Origin of the sequence: Cohnella silvisoli (assembly GCF_021190915.1) — a bacterium.
Lineage (GTDB): Bacteria > Bacillota > Bacilli > Paenibacillales > Paenibacillaceae > Cohnella > Cohnella silvisoli.
On sequence record NZ_JAIOAP010000006.1, the window covers coordinates 198,885 to 213,560 of the forward strand.

Genomic DNA, 14,676 nt, shown 5'->3' on the forward strand with positions numbered 1-14,676 from the left:
TAAGCGATAACGCATACGACGTGTGAATATTAAGGAAATGTTCTGCCCTTCATGATGATAATTGAATAAAGTTAAGTTATAATTTAATGAAAATTCAATTCATCATCTTAGGAGTTAACATGAAGCTTTTGGGGAAAATCGTTACCGTTGCGGGCTGCTTGTTTTTCATCGTCGCCTTGGTTAGCTCATTTACTAATTCCTTGACCCTATTCGATTCGGCGCTGACGACAGTTACGACAGCGTTGGTAACACTGGGAATCCTACTGCTTGTTTCTTACATAGCGGACCGCTATTTATCTAAGAGATTGTTTATCCTATCGTTAATTTCACTTGCTTTCCTTATAAGGATAGTTTGGATCCTCTGGATTCAAACGCCTCCGGCCTCGGATTTTCTCTATATGCATACGGCCGCCAAGAGCGCTGCATTAGGCGACTTCTCCTTTGCAGATACCGAGTATTTCACCAGTTGGGTGTATCAGCTCGGTTTCACCCTATACGAAGCATTAATCATTAAGCTGTTCGGAAGTTCGTTATTCATTCTTAAATTTATGAACGTTGTATTCAGCGTAGGGACAACCGTTATCGTTTATTTTACCGCCGCTCGAATGTTTAATGAGTTTTGCGGAAGGATAGCCTCGCTTGCCTATGCGCTATATATTCCCAATATCATTATGTGTTCGGTGTTGACCAACCAGCATCTGTCTACTTTGTTGTTCATGCTCGGATGTCTCTTCCTCATTAAAGGATGGGATTCGAAATATCGATGGATCTATATCGGCTTGTCGTTCGGCATCGCGAATATAATCAGACCGTTAGGCAGTGTCTTTATAATTGGGCTGATACTATTCTTCTTGATTCATCAATTGCGGACGTATTCCAAACCTCAAGCGTGGAAAATAATCGCCAAAGTCGCGGGTGTCGTCGCTATTTTCTATTTGGTACAGTCTCTCGTGAGCTACGCGATCCTATCCGCGGATATAACGAAATATCCGCTTTCGAACCGGGAGCCTTATTGGAAGTTCATGGTCGGATTAAACGCGAAAACGGACGGCGCCTGGTCGATGGAAGATGCGAGATACGTGCTGCAGTTTGAATTGGGCGAGGAAAGGAATCGCGCTGAATTAGAAGTCATCAAAGAACGACTTGCGGATAAACCTGAACTTGCGGCGCTTATGACACGAAAACTAGTCAGTCTATGGGGATCGGGCGATGCCTCAACTTCATGGAGTTTGCAGGAGATGAACAAGCCGGATTTGAGCGTGACTCTGAATAAAATAGAAAGAATGATGTATATCGTCATGAGCGCTTTCGGTGTTCTTTCTTTGTTGGCTCTATATAGAATGAAGCAGACGCATGAGTCTCACTTATATGTCATCTTGTTGCTAGCCTATGCGACCGTACATCTGGTCATCGAAATTCAAACCCGTTACCGATTGGACTTGATGCCAGCATTTATCCAATTGCAAAGTTACGGCGTCTACAAAATGTATTCGATGATTCAGTCCTTCAATATAGCTGGGCAAAAGAATAAGAGCGCTGAAATGTAATGAAGAGGCAGTCCCATAAGGAACGGAACCTTATGGGCAGCTTCTTTCCTGTTTCTATCGATTATGGTTTTTGCGGAGGTGATCTCCTTCCGGTTGCTGTCGGAATCGTGAAATCTGAATTGGTAAACTCGTAACAAGGAGATTTCACGATTCCGAAGGCAAACGCTGTCGCTCCTACAGGAGATACACCCCCTCTTTTTTTTCATCGATTAAAGCGAAATACGCAAAAAGAAACCCTTCTTGGTACCAGAAAATGCAGCCGTGAATCGGCTGAGCGACTTCATTTTCTCCTGCCTATCTTGGTGAAAGCCGAATGCTCAAGAAAGCAGCAAAAGACGAAAAAGTGTTGGTACAGGTATAAACCTCCTGCACCAACACTTTTTCATTTTGAGCATGATTTTCGATAAAAGTGAGCTATTCGATAAGTGAATTTAGCTACTCTTTATAGTCCCCGCTTTGGCAATACTCGAACATATTCGTCGGATAGGCGCATCTGTTCCATAATATAGTCGTAATCATCGCGATAGGAACTTATATCGGTTACTGGTTTTAACGTTTTTAACGAAATGCCCGTGCCGTCGTCAAACCCTTTGCCGGGAACGAACAAAATATCGTTATTAAAGAAAGAACCGGTCGGCAAATAGTAACGCATACCGAATGTGTTACGAGTAATATTTAGCAGATCGTGCCCGAATGAAACAAATTGTTCTTTTTGCAAGTTTATCCCAAGAAGGTTGGCGACAGTCGGCATGATATCGAGTTGCCCCCCTGTCTGATCGACCGCTTTCCCTTTCTTCTCCCCCGGCAGATGAATAATCAGCGGTATGTTAAAGCGCGATACCCGCGGCTCATAGGGGATGCCGAGCTGCGACTGGACCCATGCCGGATCGTTATCTTGCGGCTGAAGTCCGAAATGGTCGCCATATACGACCAGGACGGTATCATCCCAAAGTCCTTCTTGCTTTAACCGTTCAATGAATGTGCCCAGAGCGTAATCCGTGTAATTGACGGCGGTAAGATAATTTCCTAACTGGGTACCCTGCAAAGAATCGGGCAAGCTTATCCGCTTGCGATCCTCCGGCATTGTAAACGGGAAATGGCTGGATACGGTAATGAACTGGGTATAGAACGGTTTGTGCTCTTTCGAGAGCCCCAATATTTTCTCCATGCCAACCCGGTACATTTCTTCGTCGGAAGCGCCGAAATCGTTAAAATGATCGTTCCGATAAAACGGTTTATCGTAGTAGTGGTCAAAATGAAGCGCCGGATACAGTTGAATTCGGTCCCAAAACTTGACATCGTTAACATGGAAAGTATCTGCCACATAACCATATTTCTGCAGCAGTCTCGGCAAGCTTGGCAGTTCCCGGTCCCCGTAGCCCATCGACATGGCAATCGTACCCGTTGGATAAATCGATGTATTTGACATAAACTCCGCATCGGAAGTATTTCCTTGTCCGATTTGTTGAAATACATACGGAAAGTATAGACCTTCTTTAGTAAGCCCGTTTAATACCGGCGTAAGCTCTTGCCCGTTAAGCGATAAGCGGATAGGGAAGTTCTGAAAGGATTCCAACTGCACGACGATCAGATTTTTGCCTTTTGCCGCTCCAAAATAAGCAGGCGATTTCGCCTTGGCCGAAGGGCTTTGATAGGCAAAAGACGATTGAAGCCGGTTAATTTTATGGATCGTATCCTGCAGATTTTCATTCTTCGCGGCAGTTTCTGCTCGGTTTAATTTGATAGCGGCAGCCACTTGATAATCTAGAAAACCAAGGCTTTCCGCTTGTACAAGCTCATTGGAAATCGAATCACCAAGACGAATGTACCTGCCGGAAAGCAGTATGCATACGATCACAATCAGAAATACGCTCGCCTTCCAAGTGACGTTATCGCGGGGAATTGTCCTCCCTCTTTTACGGGTCAAGCTCCAGACGAGGATCAGTACAATCAAATCGACGAAATATAAATAATGGCTTACCTGAACGGTTGACTCGATGCTAGATCTAATCTGCATCACCTGCTTAAGCGCAAGTAAAGCAGTGTAGGTCGGTACGGAGCCGAAATGAGTATAATAAACGGTTGAGGAGAACAACGTCACGGAAACGATCAAGTTAACGACCGCGAAAGACACGCTTTTCCATTTAGCGGACGTGATCAGTTCCACCGTACAGAGGATGGCAAGCAGAGCAAGGATATCCGCTGGCATCCTTACCCAATCGATTTGTTGAAATAATAACAGGCGTAGAAGCATGAGTTTGAACAGCACTAGCAGGAACGTATAAGAAAATGGTTTTAGTAAAATTGAAGTTAGAGATTCTTTTTTCAAACAATCCTCTCCTGCGATGTAATTGCTTTATTATAATGGATTCGTTGTTCTATGACAAAAAGACCTAAGAATATACCCGATGGTATAACAGCCTTTGCATTATTATCTATGTAAAATGGATACCGGAACAAAACATATGATTAAAAGGAGTTTGTTGTCCACACATGATCAAGAACGGTATCTGTGAACAAGCAACGTTAAACGTGGATTTTGCTTTGCTGGTAAAGGCCAAAAGAAAAACGCATGCTTTGGAGATGGCTGATTTCCAATTGAACGACAAAAATATCAACTTGGATCGGGTCCGACTGGTAAACGAACAGGGCATAATTGCTACACTGGAAGTGGAACGCGTTGAATCTATCGATTGGATCGATGTGGAATTGTCCGACTATAGCAACTTATTCAAGGTAATCGGAAATATCCGCGTAGTGCTCCGAATCGATAGGGATGCAGAGCAACATAAGGAAAACCTCTGGAGAACCGCATTCCAAATTCCCCGGTCCGCCCTTCAAGATAAAACGACTTGGGTAATTCCGACATCGAATGAACCGGTATTCACGCAGGTGATGAGCCAATCGCTGGAGTTAAGCGTGGAATCGGGAGAATCAATGGCTTTGATAAAAGCTGGTTGAATCGCTAGACTAATCGGTAAATTCAGGACTCCGCCGTTTAAATACGGCGGCGTTCTTTTTTGTCGCAACTAATTACAGCGACTCTCGTCTACTAAATGGGGAGTTAATCGAACGGGCAGGGAGGATAACGGATGCATTCCGAATTCCAAAATCGAAGCTTCATAGGGACGGGGGATAGCGACTGGCAGGATCCTGGTTTTCATAGTCATGAAACGTTGGAGATCAGCGTTCTGATGGAGGGTCGCGGTCTATTCGAATGGAACGATGGGAAACAGATGTTGGAGGCTGGCCATATTATCATCGTTCCCGCAAATATGTCACATCGATTCGAAGGATTTGGCAAAAGCCGATATGCCGTTATTCATCTGGCAGCAATTCCTCCCCGAATTAAAGATTTGCTGCGAAAGCTTGTAAACGAGGATAAACCCGTCGTTTTCACTTTATCCCGCTTGGATAAAGATCGGTTTGGGCGACTATTCCGCGAATGGTTGCGGATTCGTTCGTCCCATTTGAAAGAAAAGCAGTGGAATTATATCGCTTGGACAGAAGTTATTGTTCTGTTCCTTTTGGAACATTCACGGAAGGATCAACAAGCGCTTACCATTACGAGCGCTGCGGATTACATTCGCGAGAACTTGCAGCAAGGTGTACAAATTTCCGCAATGGCGGAGCTTGCCGGGTTGTCGGAAGCCGGATTTCGCCGACTGTTCGAGCAAATCTATCATATGAGCCCCAAACACTACCAACAGCAATGCCGAATGGCAGAGGCCAAATGGCTCCTAAGCTCCGCGGACAAAGACATCAAAGAAATCGCCGGTCAAATCGGATTTGCCAGACTGCATTCTTTTTCCCAATGGTTCAAGCAAACGGAAGGCATCTCGCCGTCCGAATGGCGGAAACAGCAGCAACGCGGCTGATCTCTCTTCCTATCGATCCGTAGCGTTTCGCGTAAATTATAATCTGATTTCAATAACTACAATGTCTTCCGAATGTATTATTCTTCTATTGTAGTTGGAATAGAAACTAATAAAATCGCGATTCGGGAGATGAGTTCAAGGATGGCAGTTAGAATTGGTTTTATTGGCGTTGGCGGCATGGCAGAGCATCATATCCAAACGTTACGGAGAATAGAGCACGCTCAGGTCACCGCAATTTACGATATTAATCAAAAGAGGTCCCAAGAAGTCGCAGAAACCTATGGCGCGAAGAAGTCGTTTGAAAGCATCGATCAACTGATTAACTCGGGGGAGATTGATGCTTTGTTTATTTGTACGCCCCCTTTTGCCCGTTCAGGGATCGAAGAGGCGGCGGCTCGTCAAGGGATTCATTTGTTGGCGGAGAAACCACTTGGGTTACATATTGACGAGGTTCGGATTAAAGAGCGCGTCATTCGCGAATCAGGCATTATTCACTCTTCTGGATACTGTTTGCGTTATTTAGATATCGTTGCAAAAGCGAAAGCCTATCTGGCCGAGAAACAAGTTGATTTGGTTCTTGCGTATCGTTTGGGAGATATGCCCGGCATGAGATGGTGGACGATCATGGAACAATCGGGCGGTCAGTTGGTCGAACAATCCACGCATCAGCTTGATTTGATCCGCTATTTGGCAGGAGAATTTAAGGAAGTTAGCGCCATCCATGAAAAAAGATATATTCATAACATCGATCCCGATGCCACTGCTTATGATGTCGGAACCGTTTCGTTCGTCCTGGAGTCGGGAGCTATCGGAAACATTACGAGCAGTTGTCTGGCGAAATATGTCGGACGCAGCGGAGTAGAATTTTATGGGCATGACTTCTACCTTTCAATCGATGGCGGGACGCTTCGCATCAAGGATGATCATCAAGATGTGACGGAAACCTCGGAAGTCGATTTTTATTATGAGCAGGACAAGGCATTCGTGGAAGCCATCAGAACCAACCAACCCGGCCTCATCTTATGTGATTACTCCGATGCTGCCGACACTTTAGCTGTAACCTTGGCCGCTAACGATTCAGCAGCCTCAGGAAAGCCGATTATACCCGGAAGGGGCGTTCCCTTTGTTAAAAGCAATTAATCAATGGTGCTTCAAAGCGGATACTCCGCTAGAGCAAGTGATGGCCGTAAGCAGCGAGGCCGGTTACGCTGCGGTAGAGCTTAATTTGTATGCATCCGGCGGGCTAGGTTTAACGATGGATACAACAGCGGCCGAGGCCGAAAAAGTTGGTCAGCTGGCGCGTCGTTACGGATTGCAGCTGCGCAGCCTATCAACCGGGCTGCTGTGGCAGCATTCTCTGTCCTCGCCGGATGCATCGGTTCGCGCACAGGGCCGCCAAGTTGTTACCAAGCAGTTGGAGTTAGCCGAGCTTCTTGGCATTGATACCGTATTGGTCGTACCGGGGACGGTGAATCCCGAGACTTCGTATGATCAGTGTTATGAACGTAGCCAACAGGAGCTGCGGGTGCTCTCGTCAGAAGCTGAGAAACGAAAAACCCGTATCGGCGTCGAGAATGTGTGGAACAAGTTCTTGTTGTCACCTTTGGAAATGGCTAGATACGTGGATGAGATCGGCTCTCCGAATGTCGGCGTCTACTTCGATGTGGGCAACGTCCTGCTGTATGGATATCCTGAACAATGGATTCGAATATTGGGACCGCGCATTTTCAAAATCCATGTCAAAGATTTTCTGACTAGCGTTGGCAATGGTCACGGCTTTGTGTCCTTACTTGCCGGAGACGTGAATTGGAGCGCTGTTCGCCAAGCGTTACAACATATCCACTATATGGATACGCTGACGGCCGAGCTCGGTATTTACGCTGCGGATCCGCTCCAACTGGTCTATGATACATCCCGCCATCTTGATATTATTTTAGGCGGCAAAGCACAATAGTTCCGGCCGCAAAAATCAAAGACCCTTATCCTTAAATAGGATTAGGGTCTTTCATTTGAACTTCAAAACTGTATTTGCCCGACCCGACTTGATCCCAAAAAGCTTACTAAGGTCATCATCCTCGCCAGCGCCCCCCTGCCTCCCAGGAATTAGACGGTTTTTCCGCTTATCTCCCCGCCTGCACACCTGCCTCGCATGAATTAGGCGGTTTTTCCGCCTAACTCCTCGCCTGCGCACCTTGCCTCGCATGAATTAGACGGTTTTTCCGCCTATCTCCCCGCCTGCACACCTTGTCTCGCTTGAATTAGGCGGTTTTTCCGCCTATCTCCCCGCCAGTGCACCCCTCCACGCATGAATTAGACGGTTTTTCCGCCTATCTCCCCGCCTGCACACCCAAATCACCTATTAATCCAACAGCCTGGACAACTGTCCGGCGATGCTTATTAATTCATGCTGGTTGCGCAAGAAGTCCAGAAGCGCGCGAATAAGCACCCTTCTTGGCTCCTCTTTGACCGTTTCCTCCTGAAGCAGAAGAGCAGCTTCAAGCAGTTCTTTCCTACGGGCGTTAGGCACGGCGAGCTCATGTATGGTGGTTAAGAGGACTTCCAACAAATTGGCTATCTGCTTATCCGTCGTTACCGATTGTCCCTGCTTCCCGAACTTCACGAATTCGTTCATGACCGAAGGCAGCAGAACCGGTTGAGGTTTCGAACCGAGAATGCCCGCTGCCATCTCGTCCATACGATCGACAATAAATAGCGAAGCATGTTCAAGATTAAGAGAACTGTTTAAGAACATAGGGAAGATCGAATATTGCTTCAAGATGCCAACATATACGGCAACCAAATCCCAAATATACGGCTCCATTTCCTGTCCATAAGCCCGGAGCAAACAGTCCGTGTAATAATGAAGCATATTGGCTCTTAACCGTTGAAGAAAAGGAGCAAACTTCCCTTCATCGTGCAGAGGAAGTCCTTGAAATTCCTGCATGCTAAACTTAAAATCCGTAAAAAATATAAACTGATGCAAAGTTTCGCGGATCAATTTTTCTTTAGAAGAAAGATTTGGATCCGCCTTGATGATCTCTGCTTGATCGTACATGTCCTGTATTCGGGCATCGTAGACTTCAATCAGCAAATCCTCTTTGGATGCGAAAAACTTATACAACGAGCCTTTAGCGATGCCGCAATCATTTGCGATGTCTTGGATAGAGGTCGATGAGTAACCTTTCTCCGAGAAAAATCGCATGGCGGAATCCATAATCCTTTGTCTTAGCAGACTCAATTGATTTCCCCTTCTCAAAAAGGATTGACATTTAACCGACAACAAGTAAAATGATTATAGCTAATGACCGATTGGTTTTCAACAAAAACCATGGGTCATGCATATAGAAACCACCCGATGCCTCACAATTTACATTGTAAAGCATTCGAGGAAAAAAATCATGGAGAGAAGGTTTTAACTAAATGTCTGCCCAAACAGCAACAAAGGGGGCTTCCGAACAGCCCTTTTCGATGAAAGCCATCATAGCGCCGCTAATGGCCGTCATTGTCGGCATGATCATGGTTATACTCGACAGCACCGTCGTGAATGTCGCTTTATCCGGATTTCAAGAGAACTTTCACGCTTCCTTAAATACGGTACAATGGACATTTACCGGTTATACTTTGGCGTTGTCTGCCGTTATTCCGCTTGCCGGGTGGATGACGGACAAATTCGGCTCCAAACGGATATTTCTAATTACGATAACTTTATTCACGATCGGATCCGCTCTTTGCGCGGCAGCACAAACGATCGAGCAGCTCATCATATACCGTATCATTCAAGGGATTGGCGGGGGAATGGTAATGCCAATAGGCATGGCCATGATTTTCCGTCTTGCTCCTGCCGAAAAGAGAGGCGCCGTTATGGGAATGCTGGGAATTCCGATGCTGATGGCTCCGGCTCTTGGTCCCGTCTTGTCCGGCTGGCTAATCGAATCCGTTACATGGCATTGGATTTTCCTGATTAACGTGCCGATCGGTATCGTCGGGGTGTTAATCGGACTCAAGTATTTGCCGATTTTCGAACAAAACAAAGCGCCCGCGCTCGATATACTGGGCATGATTCTCGCCCCTATCGCGTTCTCCAGCCTTGCTTACGGCGTAAGCGAAGGCGGCCGCACCAGTTGGACGACAGACAACACATTAACCGGCCTAATCGTTGGAGGCGTGGCGCTGCTCCTATTTATTATTGTAGAGCTTCGGCATAAGCAACCGTTGCTCGAGCTGCGCGTGTTCCGTTCCTCCGATTTTACGCGCGGTATTTTACTGACTTGGATCGTACAAATCGCTTTGTTCGGCGCGATGATCCTGATGCCTGTCTTTTTGCAGCAGATTAAAGGATATTCACCCCTTGATACGGGACTCATTATGATTCCCCAAGCTTTAGGCTCAATGATCTTTATGCCGATCGGCGGACGGCTGTTCGACAAAATCGGCGCCAGACCGCTTGCTTTGGTCGGCCTGACTGTTGTTGCATGTGCCTTGCTCCTCCTGTCTCAGACCGATTTGGATACTCCGCTAGGAATGATTCTTCTGCCATTGTTTATGATCTGATCGGGTATGGGACTTTCCATGATGTCGCTTAATACTCACGTGCTTAACGCGGCTCCCCGCAGACTCGTTAGCCGCGTCACTCCGCTGACGACCGCTGCGCAGCAAGTCGTAACATCGTTCGCGGTAGCCGGGCTGACGGGTTACCTCACTTCAAGAACGGCCGATCATATCGCGAAAATAGGTCCGGAAGGCAATCCGCTGCAAGCGGCCGTATCCGCCTACTCCGATACGTTCCTCTTGTCGACCGGCCTAGCTATTATCGGGATCTTGCTTAGCTTTATCCTTCGCAAACCGAAGCCGCAGCCAGAGGATAAATCGGATATAGGATCGGAAAAAGCAGATCCTGCCATGATGATGGGTCATTAACGACCGCTGCTAGGGTTTAAAACGCACTTAGCCTGTGATCTGCATGTTCTCTAATGGAACTTCAGGTCACAGGCCAAGTTTATTTTCGTTAACCCGCTTTCAACAATGAACTCAACGGTTTGAAAATCGCTTCCAATCCCTTGGATGGATTGGGCAAGCGGACATGAAGCGCAACCAAGATGCCCAAAATCAGCGCCGTAATCATGAACAGAGAGTACACAACCAGATCTTTTTTCCGGTTCTTTTTCAACAAACTTGGAACATCCCAGCCAGCCAGCAAGATAAAACCGATCGTAATCATCATAATCTTCATTATTTGATAAACTCCTTGTCCTCCAACGTGATTGATTTGTTCGTAAGACCTGTGCGAACCACCCTCACATGAGCGGCAATTTTCACTTCTAACTCAGGAAATTCCTGGTCCCAACGGTCCTTGAACTTTTTCTTCCACGCTTTGGGGTATGTTCGATATACTGCCGTACCAAACCCGAATACGTCCGATTTGAATTGTTTTTGCGTCTTGTCGAGTACGATTTGAATTCTTTTTTCAATATCCTCTTCCAGCTTCTTTTGGACATATTTAATGGCATCGGGTTTGTTAAGATCCAGTTTAGAACTATTCTCGTACAAATCATCTTGTGCACGAATTTCCACTTTCATTATCAGCTTGTTATTTTTCAATATCGGTTTAAATTTCGACTCTCCCTTTAATAACTTGGCGCTTACCTTTCCGTTGCCCATTTCTTCCGGAATAGTTACCGTGATAACCGCTTGTTTCAACTCATTGCGAAGCCATAGCGCACCTCTTGCTTCCTTGCCATTCATCCAACCGATCAATTTATCTTTACGAAACACGGCTGCCCCTGCAATGACAACGCTCTTCTCCGACTCGGGTGGCGATTGTCCGCTTTCGGAATCGCTCTTTTTCTTGACCTCCGTGGATTTCGGTTCCACTAAAGCGGCAATCGGTTCCACGCCGTCGGTAAGCAGCATATCCAGAAAGTCGACTAAATAAATCGACACACCGATATGCGACTTCTCTTCTTCCCTGATTTCCTCGGACGAGATTTTTTCCCATTTCGGCGGGATGTTCAGAATGTCTGACGCCTCCCCCTTCGTAAACAAAATATAGCTATGAAGCCGGGCTTCCCGATATCTCGAGAAAAAGTCAAGAACAGGAGAAACTCCATCCCGTGCCAATTGTTCTCCTATGATAATAATTCGGCTATGAGAAAAAAATAATTTGCGAGGCAATTTCTCCTGAAGTCTGCGGAAAGCGTCCAATACGGTTTCACCGTTCTCGGAAACGGTGACGGTTGATTTTTTTTCGCCTCCGCTGCCCCGGCCGCCCCCGCCTCCGCCTCCGCTTCCGACCTGTCCAAGCATCCTCGGAACGGCGATTTGCAGCGTCAATCGGATTTTGCCGCCTTCAATCTTATCTAGAGCCGTCGCCGTCACGATCGAGAGATCATTCACCTCTACCCGACTCCAGCAACCCGTTAAGATTTGCGTCATGACGATGATCAGCAGCACAATTCCTTTCTTTCTCATCAATATCATCCTTCTCATCGACAACCTACTCGCCGCGGCTTGGCGGATCGGGACGGAACCGGTTTTTCATGCGCTGAGGATTTTTCTTTCCCGTTTGTTCCGGACGCTCGACCATACCCCACCAAGGCATCCGTATTAGAACATCTTTCAGATCACTGAATTGCAATGGAGCCGCGGGTGACATGTAGGGGACACCGAACGAGCGAAGCCGCGTCATATGGATCAGAATGATTAATGTTCCCATCAGTACTCCATATATTCCCAATGTACCCGCAGCAACCATCATGGGGAAACGAAGCAGGCGGATGGCTATGGACTGGGAGAAACTCGGCATAGTAAAAGAGGCAATGCCCGTTATCGACACGACGATGACCATCGGCGCGGAAACAAGTCCTGCTTGGACCGCGGCCTGGCCGATTACGAGCGCCCCGACAATGCTTACCGCCTGTCCGACCGGTCGCGGTAGACGAACGCCCGCTTCCCGCAACCCTTCGAAAGAAACTTCCATTAGCATCGCTTCGACAATAGCCGGAAACGGAACCGTTTCCCTGGAAGCGGCTACGCTGAGCAGCAGGTTAGTCGGAAGCATTTCTTGATGAAACGTTAATAAGGCAATATAAAGGGATGGCAGCAGCAGCGCGGTCACCACGAACATGTAACGGAGCCAGCGGATTGCGGTAGACACGAAATAACGTTGATAGTAATCTTCGCTGGCTTGCATCATATCGAAAAAGGTAACCGGTACAATAAGCGCAAAAGGAGTATTATCAATGATAATACCGACTTTGCCTTCCAATAAATGCCCGACCACTTTATCGGGACGCTCCGTATTCTGGACTTGGGGAAATACGGAATAGGGATTATCCTCGATCCATTCTTCAATATATCCGCTTTCCAGAATCGCATCGATATCGATTCGACCGATCCTTTCCCGAACTTCCGTCACGATTGCCTCATCTACGATGCCGTCCAAGTAAGTAATGACGATTTCGGTTTTCGACAACCGTCCCACCGTCAATCCTTCCATTTTCAATTGCGGGGTTTTCAGCCTTCTGCGAATCAAACTCGTATTGGTCCGAAGATTTTCGGTAAAACCTTCTCTTGGACCGCGAATAACGGCTTCCGTTGCCGGTTCCTCCACCGACCGCTTTTCCCATTCCTTGGTGCTGAAGAAAAAAGCTTTACTCGCTCCTTCAATCAATAGAGCCGTATCGCCGGAAAGGACATAGTCGACGATTTCTTGAAAACTCTCTCCCCGGTTGACCTGCGCTACAGAAATAATTTGATCCTGCAGCAGCTTCTCCATATCCTTTAATCGAAGGTTTGATGGTTGAGGCATGCTTTTTCCATATTCCAATAACGGTTTCAGAATGTCTTCATCAATCATTTTCAAGTTGACAAGCCCCTCCAGAAAGATGAGTACCCCTTTCTGCATACGGCCGATGTTAAATTCACGGTACACGATATCGGAAGATCGATCGAAAATCGACTTCAAATGCTCTATGTCCAATGCAAAAGCCCCGCTAAGAGGCTCGCTCTTCCGCGGGTCACGCTTTTGGATTGATGACTTCTTGTAACGACGGCTGGCAGTTAACAGACGTATAACCCAACCCAGCTTCATTTCCCCCTACCCCTTCCGTCCAACTTCCTTATGATGGAAACCAGCAGCATGAACAGTGGGATCAACACCTCGAAGGGCATGGCATAGAAGGGCCAGATCGTGGCTGCGAACGTAGATTGTTCGATATTATTCTCATACACGGTCATCGAGAAGATCAGCATCAGAATCCCGACGGGGGTCACCATTTGCCGATAATCGGAAAGCCTAAACCATTGGGCAATCCCAACCGCAGTACAATAATAGCAGACGGCAATCTTAACAAAATTAGACGATATCCACAGCAGCATTCCAAATGAATCCACATTTGTCACAAAGTCGGCGATATCGATGACTTTAATAATAGATTGAACCGGGAAGTTCAATCGCGAAGTGATGGAAGGACCTAACACAAGTAGAGTTGATATTACGCTTAAAGTTAGAAAGATTCCCCCTAATACAATGGCAAACATGTAGGCTTTTTTTAATTTCCGGATATTGCTGATGTTAGGCAAAAGCATGGTGAACAAAACCGTTTCGCCTAGCGGAAATGAAGTAACGGGGAAAGAACCTTTCAGAACGGGCAACACTCCATCACCCAGTAACGGCGCAAGTTTTCCCAATTTCATGTCCTTAAGCAGAAGAACGACAATCAACAGCACGATAGGCTCGCGAAAAGGAAGTATTATTTCGTTGACTCGTCCAAGCGTTTCAATTCCTCCCCGAATCCCATAGGCGATTACCGCCAAAAATAATCCGCTTATCACGATCATCGGCGTATCCGGCAACGCGGTCGACGCTACATAATCGCTAGAGTTTCGAATAACAAGAGTCCCGAGATGAAAAGGAAACCATATGTATAGAAGTCCTACGATTTTCCCGATCCATTTCCCTAAAATCATTTCGCTGTATTGTATGATGCTTTGCTTCGGAAACCGGAGTCCCAACGTGGTATAGATAAGGACGATTCCCAATCCGAATACTGTGGCTATAAGGACCGATAGCCAGCCGTCCTGTTTTGCTAAGGAAGTTACAGTAGATGGGATCATCAGAATCGCACTTCCCATTAGGAAAGAAAACATCAAAAAACCAGCCTGGCGAGAATTAATCTTTCCGTTATCCAGCATGGCGGTCCTCCAAAATAATCTTATCTATAGAATCCTTTCCTATTGGGGTTTTATTTAAA

General features: G+C 46.6%; 13 protein-coding genes. 7 read left to right on the forward strand and 6 right to left on the reverse strand.

The features are described from left to right. Nucleotides 1–119: 119 nt before the first annotated feature. On the forward strand, nucleotides 120–1,547 hold the full coding sequence (locus K7P76_RS13690) for an ArnT family glycosyltransferase (protein WP_232185861.1): 1,428 nt from the start codon (nucleotides 120–122) through the stop codon (nucleotides 1,545–1,547). A gap of 442 nt (nucleotides 1,548–1,989) precedes the next feature. Here the strand turns inward: K7P76_RS13690 and K7P76_RS13695 are convergent, their stop codons facing one another. Then, entirely contained in the window at nucleotides 1,990–3,876 is a 1,887-nt protein-coding gene (locus K7P76_RS13695) for an LTA synthase family protein (protein ID WP_309244762.1), read from the reverse strand. Between the two features lie 164 nt (nucleotides 3,877–4,040). Here K7P76_RS13695 and K7P76_RS13700 point away from each other — a divergent pair, with 164 nt between their 5' ends. From K7P76_RS13700 to K7P76_RS13715, 4 genes are all read left to right on the forward strand, one after another. Beyond that, complete coding sequence (locus tag K7P76_RS13700) at nucleotides 4,041–4,508, forward strand: hypothetical protein (protein ID WP_232185862.1); 468 nt, start codon at nucleotides 4,041–4,043, stop codon at nucleotides 4,506–4,508. A 131-nt stretch (nucleotides 4,509–4,639) separates the two neighbouring features. Beyond that, complete coding sequence (locus K7P76_RS13705; RefSeq protein WP_232185863.1) at nucleotides 4,640–5,425, forward strand: helix-turn-helix domain-containing protein; 786 nt, start codon at nucleotides 4,640–4,642, stop codon at nucleotides 5,423–5,425. Nucleotides 5,426–5,566: 141 nt separating this feature from the next. Further along, nucleotides 5,567–6,565 (forward strand): Gfo/Idh/MocA family protein, encoded by a 999-nt coding sequence (locus tag K7P76_RS13710; RefSeq protein WP_232185864.1) that lies wholly within the window; start codon nucleotides 5,567–5,569, stop codon nucleotides 6,563–6,565. Beyond that, complete coding sequence (locus K7P76_RS13715) at nucleotides 6,549–7,379, forward strand: sugar phosphate isomerase/epimerase family protein (RefSeq protein ID WP_232185865.1); 831 nt, start codon at nucleotides 6,549–6,551, stop codon at nucleotides 7,377–7,379. The genes K7P76_RS13710 and K7P76_RS13715 overlap by 17 nt, the downstream gene beginning before the upstream one ends. A gap of 405 nt (nucleotides 7,380–7,784) precedes the next feature. On the opposite strand, the gene K7P76_RS13720 is transcribed toward K7P76_RS13715, so the two are convergent. Beyond that, complete coding sequence (locus tag K7P76_RS13720) at nucleotides 7,785–8,663, reverse strand: TetR/AcrR family transcriptional regulator (protein WP_232185866.1); 879 nt, start codon at nucleotides 8,661–8,663, stop codon at nucleotides 7,785–7,787. A gap of 182 nt (nucleotides 8,664–8,845) precedes the next feature. On the opposite strand from K7P76_RS13720, the gene K7P76_RS13725 reads away from it, so the two are divergent. Then, nucleotides 8,846–9,976, forward strand: coding sequence for a DHA2 family efflux MFS transporter permease subunit (locus K7P76_RS13725; RefSeq protein ID WP_309244763.1), 1,131 nt, complete (start codon nucleotides 8,846–8,848; stop codon nucleotides 9,974–9,976). Nucleotides 9,977–9,994: 18 nt separating this feature from the next. Continuing rightward, the gene (locus tag K7P76_RS33450; RefSeq protein ID WP_309244764.1) at nucleotides 9,995–10,342 is read left to right on the forward strand and encodes an MFS transporter; all 348 of its coding nucleotides are present in this window, start codon (nucleotides 9,995–9,997) and stop codon (nucleotides 10,340–10,342) included. 88 nt (nucleotides 10,343–10,430) lie between these two features. On the opposite strand, the gene K7P76_RS13730 is transcribed toward K7P76_RS33450, so the two are convergent. The 4 genes from K7P76_RS13730 to K7P76_RS13745 are packed head-to-tail and all read right to left on the reverse strand — an operon-like array spanning nucleotide 10,431 to nucleotide 14,617. Further along, nucleotides 10,431–10,655, reverse strand: a complete 225-nt coding sequence (locus tag K7P76_RS13730) for a hypothetical protein (RefSeq protein ID WP_232185867.1) — start codon at nucleotides 10,653–10,655, stop codon at nucleotides 10,431–10,433. After that, nucleotides 10,655–11,893, reverse strand: coding sequence for a Ger(x)C family spore germination protein (locus K7P76_RS13735; RefSeq protein ID WP_232185868.1), 1,239 nt, complete (start codon nucleotides 11,891–11,893; stop codon nucleotides 10,655–10,657). The genes K7P76_RS13730 and K7P76_RS13735 overlap by 1 nt, the downstream gene beginning before the upstream one ends. 25 nt (nucleotides 11,894–11,918) lie before the next feature. Beyond that, nucleotides 11,919–13,514, reverse strand: coding sequence for a spore germination protein (locus K7P76_RS13740; protein ID WP_232185869.1), 1,596 nt, complete (start codon nucleotides 13,512–13,514; stop codon nucleotides 11,919–11,921). After that, the gene (locus K7P76_RS13745; RefSeq protein ID WP_232185870.1) at nucleotides 13,511–14,617 is read right to left on the reverse strand and encodes a GerAB/ArcD/ProY family transporter; all 1,107 of its coding nucleotides are present in this window, start codon (nucleotides 14,615–14,617) and stop codon (nucleotides 13,511–13,513) included. The genes K7P76_RS13740 and K7P76_RS13745 overlap by 4 nt, the downstream gene beginning before the upstream one ends. Between the last annotated feature and the right edge of the window lie 59 nt (nucleotides 14,618–14,676).

Coding starts and splice junctions, on each gene's coding strand:
- K7P76_RS13690 (WP_232185861.1), top strand. CDS start 120: ATGAAGCTTTTGGGGAAAATCGTTACCGTTGCGGGCTGCTTGTTTTTC.
- K7P76_RS13700 (WP_232185862.1), top strand. CDS start 4,041: ATGATCAAGAACGGTATCTGTGAACAAGCAACGTTAAACGTGGATTTT.
- K7P76_RS13705 (WP_232185863.1), top strand. CDS start 4,640: ATGCATTCCGAATTCCAAAATCGAAGCTTCATAGGGACGGGGGATAGC.
- K7P76_RS13710 (WP_232185864.1), top strand. CDS start 5,567: ATGGCAGTTAGAATTGGTTTTATTGGCGTTGGCGGCATGGCAGAGCAT.
- K7P76_RS13725 (WP_309244763.1), top strand. CDS start 8,846: ATGTCTGCCCAAACAGCAACAAAGGGGGCTTCCGAACAGCCCTTTTCG.
- K7P76_RS33450 (WP_309244764.1), top strand. CDS start 9,995: ATGATGTCGCTTAATACTCACGTGCTTAACGCGGCTCCCCGCAGACTC.
- K7P76_RS13730 (WP_232185867.1), bottom strand. CDS start 10,655: ATGAAGATTATGATGATTACGATCGGTTTTATCTTGCTGGCTGGCTGG.
- K7P76_RS13735 (WP_232185868.1), bottom strand. CDS start 11,893: ATGAGAAAGAAAGGAATTGTGCTGCTGATCATCGTCATGACGCAAATC.
- K7P76_RS13740 (WP_232185869.1), bottom strand. CDS start 13,514: ATGAAGCTGGGTTGGGTTATACGTCTGTTAACTGCCAGCCGTCGTTAC.
- K7P76_RS13745 (WP_232185870.1), bottom strand. CDS start 14,617: ATGCTGGATAACGGAAAGATTAATTCTCGCCAGGCTGGTTTTTTGATG.